This window comes from uncultured Arcticibacterium sp., assembly GCF_964021845.1.
Lineage (GTDB): Bacteria > Bacteroidota > Bacteroidia > Cytophagales > Spirosomataceae > Arcticibacterium.
The window spans coordinates 117,416-137,106 of sequence record NZ_CAXHZC010000002.1; the positions used below are offsets into that span (position 1 = coordinate 117,416).

Here is a 19,691-nt window from a genome sequence, read left to right on the forward strand (position 1 = left end):
AAGGCATTAAAACAAACGACATGAAAGGAACAATAGAGATAAATCGGAATCTTATCAGTTTTGCAATTCCTATTGCTCTTTTAGGAACTCTAATTTTCCTTATCAAATCTTCATTTCTAAATGGGAATGATACTTTGAACTTGGCAATAACGGCTGACTTGCTTTTAACAGTTCCACTTGTTTACTTTCTACTAATACGAAAATCTGAAATACCGAATACCACGGTTATTCCTGTTATTATAATTGGACTTTTTGTGGGGTTACATTTTTTACCACAAGAAAGTCAAACATATTTATCAATCTTCAAAACTTGGGCCTTACCAGTAATTGAAATCTCTATCCTAACTTTCGTGATATTTAAAGTGCGTAGAGCGATTAAAAAATATAAGAATTTAAAAGGTTCAACTCCCGACTTCTATAATGCACTTAAAAGCACTTGCTCTGAAATTCTTCCCAAAAAACTTGTTTTGCCCTTTGCTACAGAAGTTGCTGTTTTCTACTATGGCTTTATAAATTGGAAAACAAAAGATATTAATGAAAATGAATTTACTTATCATAAAAATAGTGGAACACCAGCACTCTTTGGCGGATTTATAATGATAATTGGAATTGAAACAGTTGTACTTCATTTTTTACTTGCTCGTTGGAGTATAGTTGCGGCTTGGGTTTTAACGGCATTAAGTGCTTACACTGCTATTCAAGTGTTCGGATTTGCAAAATCACTTTCCAAAAGACCAATTTCAATGAATAAAGACAGTTTGACTTTAAAATATGGTATCTTAAATGAAGTTGAAATTCCCTTTTCAGATATTGTCAAAGTAGAGTTATCAAGAAAATCATTAGAAAAGAACGATTTGACTAAAACACTTTCACCACTTGGAGAACTTGAGAATCATAATGTTATAATTTACTTAAAAAAGGAGAACGAATTAGTTGGTCTATATGGAATGAAAAAGAAATTTAACCTACTTGGATTATATATTGACAAACCAATTGAGTTTAACAAAAAAATGGAAAACGCCTTGCAACGATCTATATAAAAAATAGGCGGAACAATAGTAAATCTAGGTCGCGTCAAAGTCCGTGCTCAATCATAAGTTTCTTAGTTTAAAATTGCCTGCTTTTAATATACTAAACGGTGTTAGAGTAAAACTATCTCTTAAATTTTCTTAATTTCAATGCATAAACCCATTGAAATGAATAATAGAAGAAAATTTATCAAAAACTTAAGTGCCGCATCTTTGACCGCAGCCATTCCATTAGGAGCTGCAGCAGCTCAAACTATCAAACCAGATTTGGCAAATAGTGTCAAAGTAGGCCTTATAGGAGTCAACGGTATGGGCTGGGCAGACCTCAAATCATTCCTAAAAAATGATGGAACTGCCTGTATTGCCTTGTGTGACGTAGATGGCGATCTCCTAAAAAAGAGAGCAGACGAATTAGAGGCTAAAACTGGGCTACGCCCAAAAACCTATAAAGACCACCGCGAATTCCTAAAAGCCACTGGCTTAGAAGCTGTAATTATAGGAACTCCAGACCACTGGCATCATATTATGATGACTGATGCCTGTGCTGCGGGAATGGATGTTTATGTAGAAAAGCCAATAGCCAACAGTATTCATGAAGCAGATTTGATGGTAAAGGCCGCTAGAAAATACAAACGTGTAGTGCAAGTAGGTCAATGGCAGCGTAGCGACCCACATTGGCATTCGGCATTTGAATACTTAGAAACAGGTGCATTAGGAAAAATAAGACAAGTAAAAGCCTGGGCTGATGTTAGCTACGGAAGGGGTTTTGATGTGGTAGCAGATAGTATACCGCCAGAGGGAGTTGACTATGATAGATGGTTAGGGCCAGCTCCAGAAAGACCATTTAACAAAAACAGATTCCATGGTACTTTTAGATACTTTTGGGATTATGCTGGAGGTTTAATGACCGATTGGGGTGTCCATATGTTAGACATGGTTTTGGCAGGTATGAACGCTACTGCTCCAAAATCCGTAGTGGCTATTGGCGGAAAGCTCGCTTTCCCAAACAATGCCGCCGAAACACCAGATACGCTAACTACCGTGTATGATTTTGGCAATTTCAGTTTCATTTGGGAACAATTTATGGCCATGGGCATTTCACCATATTTAGATGATATGGGGAAACCTGGTGTAGCATTCATAGGAGAGAATGGGATTCTAGCTGTAAATAGAGATACATGGAAAGTTATCCCTTTAGAAGAAAACGGCAAATACATGACAGAAGCTATACCTCCTCAAAAAAGCCGAAGCAGTGGCTTAGATGCTCACACCAAAAACTTTCTAGCATGTATTAAATCCCGAAAAGACCCAAACTGTACCATAGAAATGGGCAGAAATGCCGCTTTAGTAGCACACTTAGGTAATATAGCCTACAGAACCGGTAAAAAGTTGGACTGGAACGACAGCGAAAGCATCATCAGCAACGAAACAGATGCTAATAAATACTTAAAACCAAACTACCGAGCACCTTGGACACTTTGGAAAAGTTAAAATTAATAGTTTCATTATCAATAAATTACAAAAACAATCAAATAAAAACCTTTAAAAGTGAACGCTCATTCACTTTTAAAGGTTTTACTACTGATGACATTACTAAATAGGTAAACATCGATTAATAATTTAAAAGACAAAAATGGCTAGGCTTCAGAAAAGCATTGACAAACGTACCGCTCTTTTAAAGTCCACACTTGGGCTAATAAATGAAGGAGGGGTGCAGCAGGCATGCATGTCTAAAGTCGCTAAAATGGCAAATGTTTCACCCGCCACTATCTACCTCTATTTTGAAAATAAGCAGGATTTGGTAAATCAGCTTTTCAATGAGACTAGAGAGCTTTTCAGTCAAACAGCCTTTAAGGGTTATGATCAAAGCATGCCGGTTAAGAAGAGTTTTAGGGCTATTTGGTATAATATTGCTGAATTTAGGTTAAAACATAATGAAGAAGCATCTTTTCTGGCACAGTGCGAAAGCACACCCATTGTGGAAGAAGACAGATGTAAAAAAGACCTTCACCATTTAAAACCATTGGTAGATTTATGGTTAAGAGGTCAGCGAGAAGGTATCATCAAGGAAATTGAGCCATACCTCCTTTATGCTTACACCATTTATCCTATGTCCTTTGTCTTAAATAAAGAAAATCGAAAAGTAGAACCTGATTTTTTAGAGGCTGCTTTCAACGCTGCCTGGGATGCCATCAAACGATAAAATATTTTTTTGCACTAAAAAAAGAATGAACATTCATTAATTATGGAATTGTTAGACAAACTAAACTGGCGTTACGCTACTAAGGCTATGACTGGAGAAAAAGTAGCCCAAGAGAAAATTGACAGAATATTAGAAGCCATTTCACTAGCTCCTACATCAAGTGGCTTACAGCCTTTTGAGGTAATTGTGGTAACTAACCAAGAAATAAAAGACAAAATTAAGCCTATCGCCTGGAATCAATCGGTAGTTTCAGACTGCTCGCACTTGTTAGTTTTTGCGGCTTGGGATACATACACCGCTGAGCGTATAAATAAAGTTTTTGACCACACTAACGATGTGAGAGGCTTCACTAATGAGGGTTGGGAAAACTATAGACAAATGCTCTTAGGCTCTTATCCTCAAAAAGATGCCGAAGTAAATTTCCAGCATGCTGCCAGACAGGCTTACATTGCTTTTGCTGAAGCTATTACGGCTGCTGCTTTTGAAGGTGTAGACAGTACACCTATGGAAGGTTTTGACCCAGCGGCACTTGACGAAATCTTAGGATTGAAAGAAAAAGGTTTAAGAAGCTGTGTTATTTTACCTGTAGGTGTAAGAGATGCAGAGAAAGATTGGTTAGTTAACTTACCAAAGGTTAGAAAAAGCAAAGATGACCTTATTACTGTTGTAGCTTAATTTAAGATACATCGTTTTATATTTGACCAGAGTTCTTATCAGAACTCTGGTTTTCTTTTAAAAACAGTCTTAACCCAGCAAATAAACTATTTGACATGGCAAAAACTCTCAGTTTTCTCTTCTTATTCTTGATTTTAGCGAGCTGTTTCAACAAAAATCCAAATACAGAATGTTTTGAAAACAGATATCCATTTCAAGGTTCTCCAGATAAAGCGGACGTTTTAAACTTATCATATAGCCTTAAGGAAGGAAAAGTAAGTGGTGAGTACAATTGGCTTCCTTTAGAAAAAGACAAGCGTATCGGTCATTTTGAAGGGGTGGAGGAAAACGGTATTATAACCGCTCAGTATTACTTTGAACAAGAAGGAATTTCAGACAGCACCCAAATTCAAATTACTATTTCCGAACAAAAAGCGATAGTTAAAGAACCAGGTTCCAACTTTGGATTTAAAGCAGAGATTATGAGAATAAACTGCGACCAGTAAATGACAACCACTATTTGACAATTAGGATATCACATCTAATTTCCCAAATAGCTTCTATTTAAAATATAGGCTTAAAAGCTCCGTAGGAGTGAAATATTAATAGTAATCTCATCTCCTAAGCCATTCCCGTTTGGCGTCATTTTGACCTTATAAGCCAAAATTATGACAAATATTTCCATCAAAAAAGCCCGAATCAATTTAGGCTCGAGCTTTTAGTTTCTTTAAAGAACAGACGCTTCTATAAGTTTCCTTTTTTCAATTCTTCCACTGCATAATTTGCAGCACGAGCCGTAAGAGCCATATAAGTTAAGGAAGGGTTTTGCGTTGAATTTGAGGTCATGCATGCTCCATCTGTCACAAAAACATTCTTACAATGGTGTAATTGATTCCATTTATTTAAAAGCGAATTCTTTGCGTCAGTACCCATGACCACACCACCCATTTCATGAATATCCAAACCCGGGTTCCAAGTGGTTTTTCTGTTAGCTTTGATATTTTTAAAACCAGCCACTGTGAGCATTTCGGTCATCTGCTCTTCGTAATCTTTGGCCATTTTCATGTCATTATCATCCAGTTCCACATTTACTCTAAGCAGCGGCACTCCCCAATCATCTATTTGCGTATCGTCTAGCTTCACATAGTTTGTTTCTTTTGGAACAGTTTCTCCCATAAAGTGCGACCCTACATGCCAATTCCCATACTCCGTTTTATTTAGGTTATTCTTCAATTCCATACCCAAACCCTCCGAGTTGGTTAGAGGCGAACGATTAGCAGAAAAGCCAGCAGCATACCCTCTTAAAAAGTCCGTTTCTTGCTCTTTCACATTTCTAAACCTAGGAATGTAACTACCATTTGGTCTAGTACCATCGGTTTTAGAATCAAGCATTCCATCATACTCGGCAGACATTCCTGTAATAAAACTGTGGAAGTGAATGTACTTACCCATTTGCTCATTGTCATTTCCTATTCCATTCGGAAACCTAGACGACTTCGAGTTTAAAAGGATAAGATTCGTATTTATAGTAGAAGCATTTAGAAAAATAACTTTCGCATAAAATTTCCTTTCTTTTTTCGTAACAGAATCCACCACATTCACGCCTGAGGCTTTTCCTGTTTTTTCATCATAAATGATAGAATGTACCACAGAATTAGGACGCAAGGTCAAATTCCCTGTTCGCTGAGCCCAAGGTAATGTAGAGGCATTACTACTAAAGTATCCACCATAAGGGCAGCCTCTTTGACATAAGTTTCTGTGCTGACACTGCCCTCTTCCTTGCTCATAATGAATAGGCTGTGGGTCTGTCAAGTGAGCACATCTACCTATAATTACGGGTCTTTTACCATGATAATGCTCTTTCATTTTTTGTGTAAAATGCTTTTCTACACAGGTTTGCTCATGCGGCTTCAGAAATTCGCCATCTGGCAGCGAATCTAAACCATCTTTGTTTCCGCTAATTCCAGCAAAAATCTCCACATGGCTGTACCATGGAGCAAGGTCATCATAACCAATAGGCCAATGCACGTCAAAACCATCTCTAGCAGGGCCTTCAAAGTCATATTTACTCCATCGCTGTGTACCACGAGCCCAAAGTAATGACTTCCCTCCTACTTGGTATCCTCTAATCCAGTCAAAAGGCTTCTCTTGAATATATGGATGCTCCTTATCTTTAACTATAAAGTGCTTACTATCTTCTTTGTAAATGTAAGTTTTGCTTGCTATCGGACTTTCGTCTTTTAGCTTCTTTGGCACCTGACCAAGGTGCTCAAACTCCCAAGGCTCCATCATGGCCGTAGGATAATCCACCACATGTTTTACATCCTTCCCTCTTTCTAATACTAAAGTTTTAAGACCGTGGTCACAAAACTCTTTTGCAGCCCATCCCCCACTAATTCCTGAGCCAATTACTATGACATCAAAGGTGTTCTTTTTTACTGCTTTATTATTTAAATAGGTCATTTCTTTGATTAAAATTTATAGCGAACACAGCTCTAAACAGGCACACAGCCGTGGAAATAACCCGGTGCCATTACATAATTTCTATAAGTGGTCAAATAATACTCTGAGTGAGTATACGCTCTAACAGTTAGGTTTTTAACAAAAGAGAAAAACCTTTTGTCAGACACTTCACTGGCATTCTTCATGCTCGCTAAAACTGCTGTCCTTTTCTCCAAATCTAATTCAGAGAAGGCCTTGTTATACTTCTGACTTGAACGCTTTTCAAGCTTTTCTAAGCCCGCTAAAAACATCTTCTTCACATCTGTACCATAACAGCCGTTTACCATTCGCTCAAGGTATAAATGTGCTCCTACTGCCTTAGCTCCGGGTGTTTCTGATTCAGGAATTATACATTCTACCAAAGCCGCCAAAGTCACTTCGTTTTCAAAGTTACTTTCCGCAAAAGATGCCTTACTCCATGAATTTACCCAAGAAGGTAAAGCCAGCAAAGTACTAAAACCCAAACCTAAAGTCTGAATAGCTTTCCTACGTTCCATAATTCTTACTTTTATCAATTAGCCCAAATTTATAAATTTTGCTAGTGCAGACCAATAGGCAACTTTCCAACTGCAGTTTTCTTGCTTTTTGATTAACCAAATTCCACCTACACAAACCAACTGTAATACGAAAATACAGCAATTAAATTACGTAAATCCGTATTTTTGCTATACAATACTTAAAAGACCAAATGAAATCTAATATCATTATCCTTACACTACTTTTAATAAGCAACTTAGGATACACGCAAGAAAAAAGCCATGTTTTATTAGTCTCTTTTGATGGCTTCAGACATGACTATGTTGAAAAATATAACGCCACCAATTTTAAGGAATTCATTAAAAAAGGAACAGCCGCTGAAGGATTAATCCCAAGCTTCCCGAGCAAAACCTTCCCAAACCATTATAGTATCATTACGGGTTTGTATCCAGGTAATCACGGCCTAGTGGCCAATACTTTTTACGATCCCAAAAGACAAGCGAACTATCGCATTTCAAATAGGCCTTTAGTAGAAGACCCTTATTATTACGGAGGAACGCCACTCTGGCAATTATCTCGCGAACAAGGTTACAAAGCAGCCTCTTATTTTTGGGTAGGTTCAGAAGCTCCGATAAAAGGCCACTTTCCTGATTATTACCATATTTATGACGGTTCTGTAAGTAATACCACACGTATAGATGAAGTAATAAAATGGTTTCAACTTCCCGAAAAAGATAGACCTCGTTTTGTCTCATTATACTTTTCATTAGTGGATAGCCAAGGCCATAGAACAGGCCCGAACTCTAAAGAATTAGAAAACACAGTAAAAGAGGCCGACCAAGTACTAGGATACCTTATGAAGTCTTTAGAAACAATTGACCTTCCTGTAAATGTAATTGTGGTATCTGACCATGGGATGAAAGAAGTTAAGAACACAGACTATGTAGATTTCAATGAACTCAGTCTTAAAATACCTCCTTATGCTACTGTAGTTTATGACAAAATCCTCTCCATGGTCTTTTTACCTTCTGAAGATGTCGACAGTATTTATGCTTCCCTAAAAACCTTAGAGAAAAACTTCAAAATTTACAAAAAAGGAGACTTGCCTAAAAAATGGCATTACAACAAACACGAACGAATAGGTGACTTAGTTTTGGTTGCTAATCCCGGTTTTGCCTTCCGAAAGAAAAAGATCAATGAAAAAATTACGGGTGAACATGGCTATGACCCCTATACTACAGAACAAATGCAAGGAATTTTATATGCCCAAGGTCCTAATATTAATTCTGGATTAACCACGGAGCCTATTGAGAATGTCAATATTTATCCATTAATCACTAAAATACTTGGCTTTAAAAACCCAAAAATTGATGGTAAGTTCAGAAAGATAAAGGCTTTCTATAAAAAATAACCAGAAGAGCATATACCCATACACCCCTGAATATCATATACTTAAGCGACATCAACAAAATACACATGACGCTTTCAAAACCTCCGAGGCAACATTTTAGGTAAAAACTCAGTATATACTATTAAGAATCACCAAAAAAGATAAGCTATAGCATAAACTTCGACGCCATTAAACATTTCATCACATGAGAAAAGTTACTTCTGCCACCCTGTTGGTAGGTTTTATATGTGTGTTTTCGGCTTGTAAAGAAGATGATGTTATAAGCCCAACTACACTCACAGTTCCGGAGACTACTAAGGAAACGAATACTACAAATAGTTTAGTTAATAATTGGGCTTATGATACCATGAAAGACGCCTACTATTGGTCCTCCGAAATGGTTTCTTTATCCAACCTTGATGTAAGCTTGGATCCTTTCAGTTTCTTTGAAAAACTAATTTATAATAGAGAAACCATTGACCGATTTTCTTCGCTGACAGATGATTTTGAGGCCTTAGAAAATGATTTCAATGGTATTAGCAAGATTTTCGGATTACGTTACACCATTGCTTACCTAGATAATTCAAGTACTAATCTTGGTCTATTTTTAAGTCAAATTACACCCGGAAGTGCTGCCGAAGCCGCTGGAATGAAACGAGGTGATGTCATTATCACAATTGACAATCAAAATATTACTTCAGCTAACTTCTCATCTCTATTCAGCTCTAGCGACACCCATAGCTTTGGCTTTGGAAAACTAGAAAATGATGTTTGGGTAAGCGAGGGAGCTGTAAGTGTAACCAGCATGGTAACTGAAGAAAACCCGGTAGCCTATTCTGGCATAATAGATTTACCTGTTTCAGGAAGAAAGCTTGGTTATTTGCTTTATACGCAATTCATACCAGGCTCTGCAGATGAATATGATAATCAGTTAAGGTCAATTTTTGCAGACTTCAAATCAAATCAGGTTAGTGAATTAGTTTTAGATTTAAGATTTAACGGAGGTGGCTATATCAGCTCGGCAGAAGTCCTTTCTTCACTAATAGGAAAGAACACAAAAACTAGTGACATTTTCTATATTGAGAAATGGAATGAGTCTTACGAAAGCTATTTACGTTCGGCCTATGGTTCAAACTACTTTAACCATAGTTTCTTAAATGAACCTAACAATATTGGCAATCAGCTTTCAAGAGTATTTGTTCTTACTTCAAACAGCACTGCATCAGCTAGCGAACTTGTTATAAACGGTTTAGAACCTTACATGGAAGTAATTACTGTGGGAGAAAACACCTATGGTAAAAACCTTTTTGGCACATTGGTGGGAGACGAGGTCAACAAGTCCAACTATGGTATTTACGTTATGCTGGGAGAAACTACAAATGCTTTGGGTCAATCTGGCTACGGCACTGTGGACGGTATCACACCTGATTATTACATAGAGGATAACCAAATACCATACTTACCAATAGGTGATTATAACGAAACGCTGTTTAGCCAAGTACTAGATATTTTAGGAGAAAAGACTTTGGCGTCAGCAAGACTTGGTAATAAAACCACTGTTTGGCGTAAAAATAAGTTCTACATGAAAGAAGCAGAAGCCAAACCGTTGGCAAAAACCATCAGAACAATCCCCACAGCGACAAAGTAAAATTGATTAAAATGTAAAAGAGGTATTGACTTTCGAAAGAAGGTCAGTGCTTTTTTTATGTACGCTTTACTCTAAAAAGCTTTTTGTCCGCATAAAATGTTCCAAAAGGAATTAATGAAGCCAACAAAGCCCAAAAGGCTTTGGTCTTGCTCCACTTATTGTAGTAAGACACCCATAGCACCAAACCCACATAAAGGATAAAAAGAAGCCCGTGCAGCATCCCTACAATATAATTTGGCTTTGGAAAATCATACATATACTTCAGAGGCATAGTAATAGCCAGAAGAAGGTAAGAACAACCTTCCATAAAGCCCACAATTCTTAGCCAGCCCAAAGGACTATTAAATATCGTTTTATCCACCTAAATCATTTTTTATAATAAGAAATGGAAATTTGGTAAAAAGATTCAACTTAACATAAAAAAAACGAGATGAATCGTAGAATAATCTTGTGATGCCGAGTTCCTATCACAAAAAAAAACTAGCTTTATGGAATACCTATGGCAGTTCAAAAGCTAAATATTACAGACTTTTTAGAAAAGGCAAAAACACTTCCAGTCTTAGATGTGAGAAGTCCTTCTGAATTTTTGCAGGCTCACATTACTGGGGCAATAAGCCTACCTCTATTTAGCGATGAACAACGAAAAGTGGTGGGCACTGCTTATAAAAAAGAAAGCAGAGAAAAGGCCATCAAAATAGGCTTAGACTACTTTGGACCTACCATGCGAAGTATGGTAGAAGTAGTGGAAAAAATAACCAAAGACGCTCCACAAGAAGTACTGGTACACTGCTGGCGTGGCGGCATGCGAAGTGGTGCCGTGGCTTGGCTACTTGACCTCTATGGTTTTAAAGTTTACAGCTTAATAGGTGGTTACAAAGAATACCGACGCTGGATTAATAGGCAGTTTGAAAAAAAACGTCATTTTAAAATCATTGGTGGCTATACCGGCAGTGCCAAAACCCTTTTACTCCATCAGCTTGAAGCTGAAGGTCACGCTATCATTGATATTGAAGGTTTAGCAAATCATAAGGGTTCTTCTTTAGGCGGCATTGGTCAAAAGCCACAGCCAAGTCAAGAGATGTTTGAAAACCTTTTAGGAAGAGCTCTTGCAAAACTAAATGATGCCGAATTTATCTTTATTGAAGATGAAAGTCAGCGTATTGGTAATACCCAAATTCCACTGCCAGTTTGGCAACAAATGAAAGAAAGTACAGTTTACTTTTTTGATGTACCTTTTGATAAAAGACTTTCCTATTTGTGTACTGAATATGGAAAACTGCCTATTGAAGAGCTAATTGAGGCTATCCTAAGAATTAAGAAAAGGCTTGGTGGACTTGAAACTAATAATGCTATTGAGTATTTAAAAGAAAACAACATAGCATCTTGTTTTGAGATACTCCTCCGTTACTATGATAAATGGTATCTTAAAAGTAGTTTAAAGAAAAAGTCAATGGTTAAAATCATGGCAGAGGATTTAAGCTTAATTCAGAATACAGCTTTACTAAAGAAAGAAATATGGAAGAAATAAAACTCACGCAATATTCGCACGGAGCCGGCTGCGGCTGTAAAATTTCTCCTGCGGTGCTAGATGTCATTTTAAAAGGGAATATCTCCATGCCTGATAATGACAAATTATTAGTAGGAAACCACAGCAGAGATGATGCGGCTGTTTTAGACTTAGGAAACGGTACCGCTCTTATCTCTACTACCGACTTTTTTATGCCGATAGTAGACGACCCTTACAATTTTGGAAGAATAGCCTCTGCAAATGCCATATCAGATGTTTACGCCATGGGTGGCAAACCTGTTTTAGCTATTGCTATTTTGGGCTGGCCCATCAATAAGCTTTCGCCTGAAGTAGCTCAAAAGGTTATAGACGGCAGCAGAAGCATCTGTAAAGAAGCCGGCATTTCATTGGGTGGCGGTCATAGTATTGACTCACCTGAGCCTATTTTTGGTTTGTCTGTAAATGGTATTGTAGATGTTAAAAACATCAAGCAAAACAACAAAGCTAAAGAAGGCGACGTCCTTTTCTTAACCAAACCAATTGGTGTTGGCATATTAACTACGGCAGAAAAAAAATCCATTCTTAAGCCTGAGCATAAAAACTTGGCTGCAAATCAAATGATGCAGTTAAACAAGATTGGAGAAACCTTAGGTAAAATGGAGGCCGTAAATGCCATTACAGATGTGACTGGCTTTGGTCTTTTAGGCCACCTTAAAGAAATGGCAGAAGGAAGTGGTTTAAGTGCAGAAGTGCACTTTGATAAAGTACCGCTCATTGCCCCAGAAATTATTGACTACATAAATGCTGGAGTTGTACCTGGCGGAACAAATAGAAACTGGGATAGTTATGGCTCAAAAATTAGCTCTGTAACAGACTTACAAAAAGCCATTCTTGCAGACCCACAGACTAGTGGTGGTTTACTAGTGGCTGTTAATAAGGATGCTGTTCCAGAGTTTCAAGCTACTTTGAGGTCAAATGGGCTAGCGTCATTTGTGGAGCCAATTGGTACCTTACAAGTTCAAAAAGATAAAATGGTTTATATTAAATAAACAAAGAAAGACGGCCCGAGAGCCGTCTTTCTTACTTTATAAGGGATGTGACTTACCACTTCCCGATCATTTCATTTATATCGTCCTTGGTTTTACCAAGCTTCTTCTCTAACCTACCCAGAAGTTCGTCTTCTTTTCCGTCTTCATAGGCTAAATCATCATCGGTAAGTTCGCCATATTCTTGCTTCAATTTACCTTTTATTACATTCCAATTTCCGCTAATCTTATTTTTAAAGCTATTCATTTTATTTGTGTTTTAGTTCTAAATAAATCTTTCACTCTTAACACTTAAAATCACCCTCCAAAAAGACCAAATAACACAAGTCGCTTACTATAAGTATACTAAAACAAAGCCTTACCAAAAGAAATAAAAAAACTGTGGTCTAAAATCCATAACCTGTATAGATTATTCCCAACCACCCCCTAAAGCTTTATATAGATTTACCACAGATTGTAACTGTTCTAACTTGTCATTGACACCGTTTAGCTGTGAAGCTATTAAGGCTTGCTCAGAATTCAGCACATCCGTGTAATTGGTATTTGAGCTATAAAGCAAAAGGTCTTTAGTGTACGCCGCCGCTTTGGTCAATGACTCTATTTCCTTACTTCTTATCTCCTCCCTTTCTACCGCCGTTTGAAAAGCAAAAAGTGCATTAGAAACTTCTTGGCCTGCTCCTAAAAGTGATTGCTGAAAAGCATACATGGCTTGCTTTTGGTCAGCTTCAGCAATAGCCAATCGTGCTTCATTTCTTCCTTTACTAAAAATAGGCTGGGTTAAACCACCTACAAGGTTGTAGAAAATAGAATTATTAAAAAAGTCTTTCAAATCAAAGCTGTTAAAGCCACCACTTGCAGTAATGGTCAATGATGGGTAGAAATATGTCTTCGCCACATTTACATTTTCAAAAGCCGCTACAAGAGTAAATTCTGCCTGCTGCACATCAGGTCTGTTTTGAAGAAGCTGTGCTGGCAAACCTGTTTGTAAGTCAGCATAAGCTCTCTGAGTATCTAAACTTGACCTTCTGATAGAGCTAGATGGTGCCGCTAATAAAAAGCTTAGTATATTCTCTGTTTCTCTAATGCCTTTCATGATATTAGGAATAAGAACCTCCGCCGAATAAAGATTGGCTTCAGCCTGCATAACCTCAGCCTCTGTCACATAACTAGCATCTTTTAATGCCTGCATAGACTCCACACTTTCCTTTCTGTTTTGCACGGTTTGCTCCGTCACCATTAACTGTTTATCTAAAGCTAAAAGGCTATAATAGGCATTGGCAATATTGGCTATCAACTCGGTCTGGACCACTCTCTTGGTAGCATCTTCTTTCATCAAATTGGCGTAAGCAGCCTTCTTGGCACTTTTTAGTTTACCCCAAATATCTGCTTCCCAGCTTGTATTTAGCTGCAGCGAATTAGTTGAAGTGGCTAACCTAATTGACCCGACAGGGAAATTGACAGCCTGTGACGAAAGTTGATTTTCCGTTCTACTTAATCCCGCACTTAGGCTTGGGAAAAAGGCTAATTCACTCTCTCTAAAAGTAGCTTGCACCGCTGCTATTCGCTCTACAGCTATTTTCAAGTTCAAGTTTTCTGCCAAACCTGTCTCTATCAAGTCTTGTAAGATAGGGTCAGTAAAAAGCTGCTGCCACTCCAAAGTAGCCATACTGGTGCTATCTGCATTTTCTACACCTCTATAAAGGTCTTCTGTATTTACATTGGGCTGCTGATAAATGCTTGGTTTTACACAAGCACTTAACAGAAATACGCCAAATGTCAATATTGATATACTTAATTTCAATTTCATTTTAATGATTTTTTAGTTTTCCGGTTGTGGTTTTGAAGAAACCTTCTCTTGTAAGGTTTGGAAAACGATAAACAATACTGGAATTACCAACACTCCGAAAATGGTACCTATTAACATACCGCCTACAGCACCAGTACCAATAGAATTATTACCCTCTGCTCCTACTCCTCTAGAAAGCATAAGCGGCAAAAGCCCAAAAATAAACGCAAAAGATGTCATTAAGATTGGTCTTAGTCTAGCCTCGGCTCCACTAACGGCAGCATCTAAAATGCTCAAGCCTTTTCTTCTTCTTTCGGCTGCATATTCCACAATTAGAATAGCGTTTTTGGCCAGCAGACCAATAAGCATAATGACCGTAATTTGAGTATAGATATTATTGTCAATGCCGAACATTTTGTCAAATATGAATACTCCTGCTAAACCAATAGGTATGGAGAACAAAACAGCTAAAGGCAGAATATAACTTTCATACTGCCCACAAAGCAAGAAGTAGACAAACACAATACACAGTAAGAAAATATAGGTGGTTTGATTTCCTCCTGAGCTTTCTTCCCTTGAAAGACCAGAAAACTCAAAACCATAACCATCTGGCAATAATTTAGCAGCTTCTTCCTGAATAGCCACCAGAGCATCTCCAGAGCTAAAGCCTGGGTTTGGCGTACCTGTAACACCAATAGATGTAAAAAGGTTAAATCTCGAAATAATTTGTGGTCCGTAAACCTTCTCAAGCGTAATAAACTCAGATACTGGCGACATCTCCCCTGCCGAGTTTCTTACATAAATAGCATTCAAACTTTTAAGGTCTGCTCTATCCATGGCTTCTGCTTGGTAAAGCACTCTGTACTGCTTTCCAAACTTATTAAAGTTAGAAGCATAAACGCCACCATAATAACCCTGAAGCACACTAAGCACGTCTGTCACGGTAAGTTTAGATTGTTTAATCTTAGCTACGTTAAGGTCTATTTGATACTGAGGGAAATTCGGATTAAAAGATGTTCGAGCAAACAGAATTTCAGGTCTTGCATTTAATGCTCCCAAAAACTGTTCACTAACAGTATTGAAATCTGTCAACTCTCCTCCAGACATGTCTTGCAATTGGAATTCGAAACCTGAAGTGGTACCAAAACCCTGAATAGTAGGCGGTGCAAAAAACAACACTTTTGCATTTTTTATACTGGCTGTTTTTTGAAAAAGTTCACCTATCACTTGCTCCACCGTTCTTTCTCTATCGTCCCAAAGTTTAAGCCTAGAAATAACCATCCCGTAAGAACTACCCGTACCACTTATGATAGAACGTCCGCCAATTTTCAATGTAAAATCAACCTCTGGAACGGTATGTACTATACTATCAATCTCGGCTAAAACTTCCTCTGTTCTCTCTCTAGAAGTACCTACTGGCAAAGAAATATCCGAAAATATGGTTCCTAAGTCTTCATTTGGCACAAAACCTTTTGGCGTGGTTTGCATGCCCCAAACTAAAAGACCGACAAAAACTGCGATAATACCTCCAGCTACCCATTTGGTTTTAGCTAAGAAAAGTACAATTCCCTTATAGCGTGAAGTCAGTCTATTAAAAGAAGTATTGAAAGCCAGACTAAAACGAGTTAAGAATGTAGTTTTATGGTCTTTGTCATGCGGCTTAAGCAAAATAGCACATAAGGCCGGGCTCAAGGTCAATGCGTTAATAGCAGAAAGTAAAATGGCTATAGCCAATGTTAAACCAAACTGCTTATAAAATACACCAGACGAACCTTCAATAAAACTCACAGGAATAAATACCGCCGCCATCACCAAGGTAATAGAAATTATGGCTCCAGAGATTTCATCCATGGCATCTATACTAGCTTTTCGGGCAGAGGTGTAGCCGCTATCCAACTTAGAATGGACGGCCTCCACCACCACAATGGCATCATCTACCACAATACCAATGGCCAATACTAAGGCAAAAAGCGTGAGCAGATTTATACTAAAGCCAAAAAGATTTAAGAAGAAAAACGTACCTATAATGGCTACAGGTACACTAATGGCCGGAATAAGCGTAGACCTAAAATCTTGAAGGAAAATAAACACCACCAAAAACACCAACACAAAAGCCTCTAAAAGCGTATGAAAAACATTTTCAATAGACGCTTCTAAGAAGTCATTAGCATTTAGAATAGTGATGTAACTCATCCCTTTTGGAAATGATTTAGAGGCCTCATCTAAAACCTCCAAAGCTCCATCAATTACCTCTTGGGCATTAGAACCAGCGGTTTGACTAATGGCTACTCCTAAGGCATATTTACCATTCATTCTTACAGAACTGGTATAGCTTAATGCCCCCAGCTCTATCCTAGCCACATCTTTTAATCTTAGAATCTGTCCATCTGCTCCCGTTCTAATAATGATATTACTAAATTCTTCTTCGTTTTTAAGTCTTCCTCTATACTTAAGGGTGTACTGAAAGCTTTGATTTCCTTCTTCCCCTAATTGCCCAGGAGCAGCTTCTAAATTTTGTTCAGACAGTGCTGCATTAATATCAGATGGCACCAAACCATAACTTGCCATGATAGCAGGTTTCAGCCAAATTCTCATAGAATAATCCATCAAGCCAAACGGCGACGCATCTCCAACTCCTGGAACTCTTTTTATCTTTGGAATAAGGTTAATATTGGCATAGTTCTGTAAAAAAGTTTGGTCAAAAGTGGAGCTATCGCTATAAATAGCAAAAATTACCAAATTACTCGACTGCCTTTTTGTGGTTTGAACCCCAGCTCTCACCACCTCTTGGGGTAATAGACTAGTAGCTCTAGAAACCCTGTTTTGAACATTTACAGCTGCTAAATCAGGATTGGTCCCTAATTTGAAATAAACTGTGATAGTGGCAGAACCATCATTACCTGCAGATGAAGTGATGTAGGTCATATCTTCCACACCATTGATTTGCTCTTCCAGCGGAATAATCACATTGTTTAGTACCACATCTGCATTGGCACCTTGATAAGAAGTGGAAACCACTACCGTAGGCGGGGCTATTTCTGGATACTGTGATACTGGAATAGCATAAATCCCCAGTAAACCCAGAATGACTATAATTATGGAAATCACCGTAGAGAGTACGGGTTTCTCTATAAATTGCTTAAACATGCTTTAATGTTTTATAGGTAAATAAATCTAACCTAAAAGGTTGATTACAAGTCTTTGTATATATCTGCAGCGTTTACCAGTTCTGGTTTTATTTCCATGTCGTCCTTTAAAAACTGGACACCTTCTAAAACCACTTTATCACCTTCAGCAAGGCCTTTTTCTACAATGTAAAATTGACCCGAGCCTGCTTCCTGCACATCTATAAATACACTTCTTAGAATGCCCTCGTTTTCTACATAAACAAACTTTTTACCTTGTAAGTCGGTAACAGCTTTTTGAGGTACTAAGAATACATTTTCTAAAGTTTGAGGAAGTATCAGGTTTGCACTACCTCCACTTCTTAGCAATGACTCTTTGTTAGGAAACTTTGCTCTAATTCTCACTGTACCCGTTTGAGCATCAATCAAACCAAAAATAGATTCAATTCTTCCAGTGGAAGGATACTCTTGCCCATCAGAAAGTAAGAGTTTCACATCAGGCAAACTTTTCAATTGTTCTTTGACAGAAGAGCCCTGCCTTTCTCTTAAGAAACCCAAAAGAGCTTTCTCCGTTACAGAGAAATAGGCAAAAATATTTGAGATGTTTGAAACTGTGGTAAGCGGCTGCGGCGTACTCCCACTTACCAAACTACCAGCTTTGAAAGACAAACCACCAATGACACCACTTACTGGACTAGTAATTCTGGTATACCCTAAATTTACCTTTGCATTCATTAGTTCAGCCTCTTTCTGAGCCAATAAAGCTTCCGCACTTTTAAGGTTTAACTCTGCTTCCTGCAGTTCATAGGAACTAACAATTTTCTTATCTACCAAAGACTTTACTTTTTCAATTTTCAATTTGGCAGACTCCACACCCGCTTCCGCAGATTTAATAGCCGCATTAGACGTTCTTACCAATTGCTCATATTGCGGAGCGGAAATAGTAAAGAGTAATTGACCTTTTTTAACAAAGGCCCCTTCATCTACATATATTTTCTCTACAAAACCGTCAATTTTGGAATGTATGTTAACATTTTCCATTCCTTCTAGCGTAGCTGGAAACTCCAAACTAACGATGGTAGACATTTTTTGAAGAGCTAATACAGGATAACTTTTAACGGGTGCCTTAGTACCTGCTTCTTGCTGAGCAGTTTCAGACTTGCAGGATGTTAAAAATCCAATGCAAGTAATTAATATGATAGCTTTTATTTTGAAAAACATGTTTTGATGAAATAGTTTTCTTAGTTCAGACCAATTCTGAACTGGATTTAATTAAAGAAATTTGCTAAAAGAAGCTTTTAAAAATTTGATGTTGCAAAATTGGAGTTTATTAAGAATTTTAAATTATTCTATTCATTCTATTGCTTACTAAAATCAAATAATTAATCCTTAAACTAAATTCCGAAAGGCTCTTGGTGAGATATCGGCGTGTTTCTTAAAGAATAGATTAAAATTAGAAGCATGCTCAAAACCTAGAGTATAGGCTATTTCTGAAACAGAGTTAGAACTGTGCTTTAATAATGCTTTAGCTTCATTTGCTAGCCTAGATGATATAATTTCGGAGGTACTTTTTCCTGTAGTTTCATTCACCGCTCTATTTAAGTGATTTACATGTACAGAAAGTTGGTCTGCAAAATCACTCGGTCTTTTAATACTGATGGAATGCTCTGATGAATCAATAGGAAACTGCCTTTCAAGAATCTCCATAAACTTTGTGGTGATTGTCAATGAGGCATTTGCTGTCTTTTCTACTTTAGTCTTAAAAGTCCGTCTTTTACTAGCCTCATGAATCAAAATGAGCAAGCTATGCAAGATTAAGTCATACTTATACTCATAAGAGGACGCTAACTCATCATACATCCTTTTAAAAAGGTGAGTGAAAAAATGGGCTTCTGTCTGCGTTAAATGAAAAACAGGATTCACCTCAGGATTATTTAATGCAGAATTCTTAAAGCCCTCTGTCATCAAATAAGGTTCAACAAACTTATCATTAAACAAACAAAAGTAACCCGACTGGTTTTCAGAAAGAGCTTCCCAAGAGTGAGGAATATTAGGATTATAAAAAACTAGAGCCTGCCCAGAGACCTCTATGGTTTCATCTTTAAAGCGAAGGCGTCCTTCACCCACCACCAATGATATCTTGTAAAAATCTGTTCTATGAAGTTTACCTATACTACTGCTAACACACTTAAAAGAATCTCTTTTAAATATATTAACATGACTCATTTTGGAGAGTTGAGCAAACTTATCTCCGCCACCCTTCAAAAGTGTTTTAGAGTAAAAATCTTCTAAAGTAAACTTTTCCATCGTTATCCGAAATTATTA

General features: G+C 37.6%; 17 protein-coding genes. 9 read left to right on the forward strand and 8 right to left on the reverse strand.

The annotated features are described in order from the left end of the window. Positions 1-20: 20 nt before the first annotated feature. From AADJ06_RS07185 to AADJ06_RS07205, 5 genes are all read left to right on the forward strand, one after another. The gene (locus AADJ06_RS07185) at positions 21-1,040 is read left to right on the forward strand and encodes a hypothetical protein (protein ID WP_341225744.1); all 1,020 of its coding nucleotides are present in this window, start codon (positions 21-23) and stop codon (positions 1,038-1,040) included. Between the two features lie 156 nt (positions 1,041-1,196). Further along, on the forward strand, positions 1,197-2,519 hold the full coding sequence (locus tag AADJ06_RS07190; RefSeq protein ID WP_341225745.1) for a Gfo/Idh/MocA family oxidoreductase: 1,323 nt from the start codon (positions 1,197-1,199) through the stop codon (positions 2,517-2,519). A gap of 142 nt (positions 2,520-2,661) precedes the next feature. Further along, positions 2,662-3,231 carry a TetR/AcrR family transcriptional regulator gene (locus AADJ06_RS07195; RefSeq protein ID WP_341225746.1) on the forward strand — a complete coding sequence of 190 codons (570 nt, stop codon included), beginning with the start codon at positions 2,662-2,664 and terminating at the stop codon, positions 3,229-3,231. A gap of 42 nt (positions 3,232-3,273) precedes the next feature. Then, a complete protein-coding gene (locus tag AADJ06_RS07200; protein ID WP_341225747.1) occupies positions 3,274-3,906 on the forward strand; it encodes a nitroreductase family protein in 633 nt (210 codons plus the stop codon). 95 nt (positions 3,907-4,001) lie between these two features. Continuing rightward, a complete protein-coding gene (locus tag AADJ06_RS07205; RefSeq protein WP_341225748.1) occupies positions 4,002-4,391 on the forward strand; it encodes a hypothetical protein in 390 nt (129 codons plus the stop codon). 238 nt (positions 4,392-4,629) lie between these two features. On the opposite strand, the gene AADJ06_RS07210 is transcribed toward AADJ06_RS07205, so the two are convergent. Further along, complete coding sequence (locus AADJ06_RS07210) at positions 4,630-6,348, reverse strand: GMC family oxidoreductase (protein WP_341225749.1); 1,719 nt, start codon at positions 6,346-6,348, stop codon at positions 4,630-4,632. A gap of 32 nt (positions 6,349-6,380) precedes the next feature. Next, positions 6,381-6,884, reverse strand: coding sequence for a gluconate 2-dehydrogenase subunit 3 family protein (locus AADJ06_RS07215; RefSeq protein WP_341225750.1), 504 nt, complete (start codon positions 6,882-6,884; stop codon positions 6,381-6,383). Between the two features lie 191 nt (positions 6,885-7,075). On the opposite strand from AADJ06_RS07215, the gene AADJ06_RS07220 reads away from it, so the two are divergent. Both AADJ06_RS07220 and AADJ06_RS07225 read left to right on the forward strand, forming a co-directional pair. Next, on the forward strand, positions 7,076-8,275 hold the full coding sequence (locus tag AADJ06_RS07220) for an ectonucleotide pyrophosphatase/phosphodiesterase (protein ID WP_341225751.1): 1,200 nt from the start codon (positions 7,076-7,078) through the stop codon (positions 8,273-8,275). A gap of 184 nt (positions 8,276-8,459) precedes the next feature. Next, the gene (locus AADJ06_RS07225; protein ID WP_341225752.1) at positions 8,460-9,902 is read left to right on the forward strand and encodes a S41 family peptidase; all 1,443 of its coding nucleotides are present in this window, start codon (positions 8,460-8,462) and stop codon (positions 9,900-9,902) included. 55 nt (positions 9,903-9,957) lie between these two features. Here the strand turns inward: AADJ06_RS07225 and AADJ06_RS07230 are convergent, their stop codons facing one another. Further along, positions 9,958-10,263, reverse strand: a complete 306-nt coding sequence (locus AADJ06_RS07230) for a DUF3817 domain-containing protein (RefSeq protein ID WP_341225753.1) — start codon at positions 10,261-10,263, stop codon at positions 9,958-9,960. A 138-nt stretch (positions 10,264-10,401) separates the two neighbouring features. Here AADJ06_RS07230 and mnmH point away from each other — a divergent pair, with 138 nt between their 5' ends. Together mnmH and selD are read left to right on the forward strand one after the other, a co-directional pair. Continuing rightward, positions 10,402-11,430, forward strand: coding sequence for a tRNA 2-selenouridine(34) synthase MnmH (mnmH, locus tag AADJ06_RS07235; protein WP_341225754.1), 1,029 nt, complete (start codon positions 10,402-10,404; stop codon positions 11,428-11,430). Then, the gene (gene selD / locus AADJ06_RS07240) at positions 11,418-12,458 is read left to right on the forward strand and encodes a selenide, water dikinase SelD (RefSeq protein ID WP_341225755.1); all 1,041 of its coding nucleotides are present in this window, start codon (positions 11,418-11,420) and stop codon (positions 12,456-12,458) included. The genes mnmH and selD overlap by 13 nt, the downstream gene beginning before the upstream one ends. 52 nt (positions 12,459-12,510) lie before the next feature. Here the strand turns inward: selD and AADJ06_RS07245 are convergent, their stop codons facing one another. From AADJ06_RS07245 to AADJ06_RS07265, 5 genes are all read right to left on the reverse strand, one after another. After that, the gene (locus AADJ06_RS07245; protein WP_341225756.1) at positions 12,511-12,702 is read right to left on the reverse strand and encodes a CsbD family protein; all 192 of its coding nucleotides are present in this window, start codon (positions 12,700-12,702) and stop codon (positions 12,511-12,513) included. Positions 12,703-12,864: 162 nt separating this feature from the next. After that, positions 12,865-14,262 (reverse strand): efflux transporter outer membrane subunit, encoded by a 1,398-nt coding sequence (locus AADJ06_RS07250; protein WP_341225757.1) that lies wholly within the window; start codon positions 14,260-14,262, stop codon positions 12,865-12,867. Between the two features lie 12 nt (positions 14,263-14,274). Then, on the reverse strand, positions 14,275-17,388 hold the full coding sequence (locus AADJ06_RS07255; protein ID WP_341225758.1) for an efflux RND transporter permease subunit: 3,114 nt from the start codon (positions 17,386-17,388) through the stop codon (positions 14,275-14,277). Between the two features lie 44 nt (positions 17,389-17,432). Further along, positions 17,433-18,587 carry an efflux RND transporter periplasmic adaptor subunit gene (locus AADJ06_RS07260; RefSeq protein ID WP_341225759.1) on the reverse strand — a complete coding sequence of 385 codons (1,155 nt, stop codon included), beginning with the start codon at positions 18,585-18,587 and terminating at the stop codon, positions 17,433-17,435. Between the two features lie 168 nt (positions 18,588-18,755). Continuing rightward, a complete protein-coding gene (locus tag AADJ06_RS07265; protein ID WP_341225760.1) occupies positions 18,756-19,673 on the reverse strand; it encodes an AraC family transcriptional regulator in 918 nt (305 codons plus the stop codon). Positions 19,674-19,691: the final 18 nt, after the last annotated feature.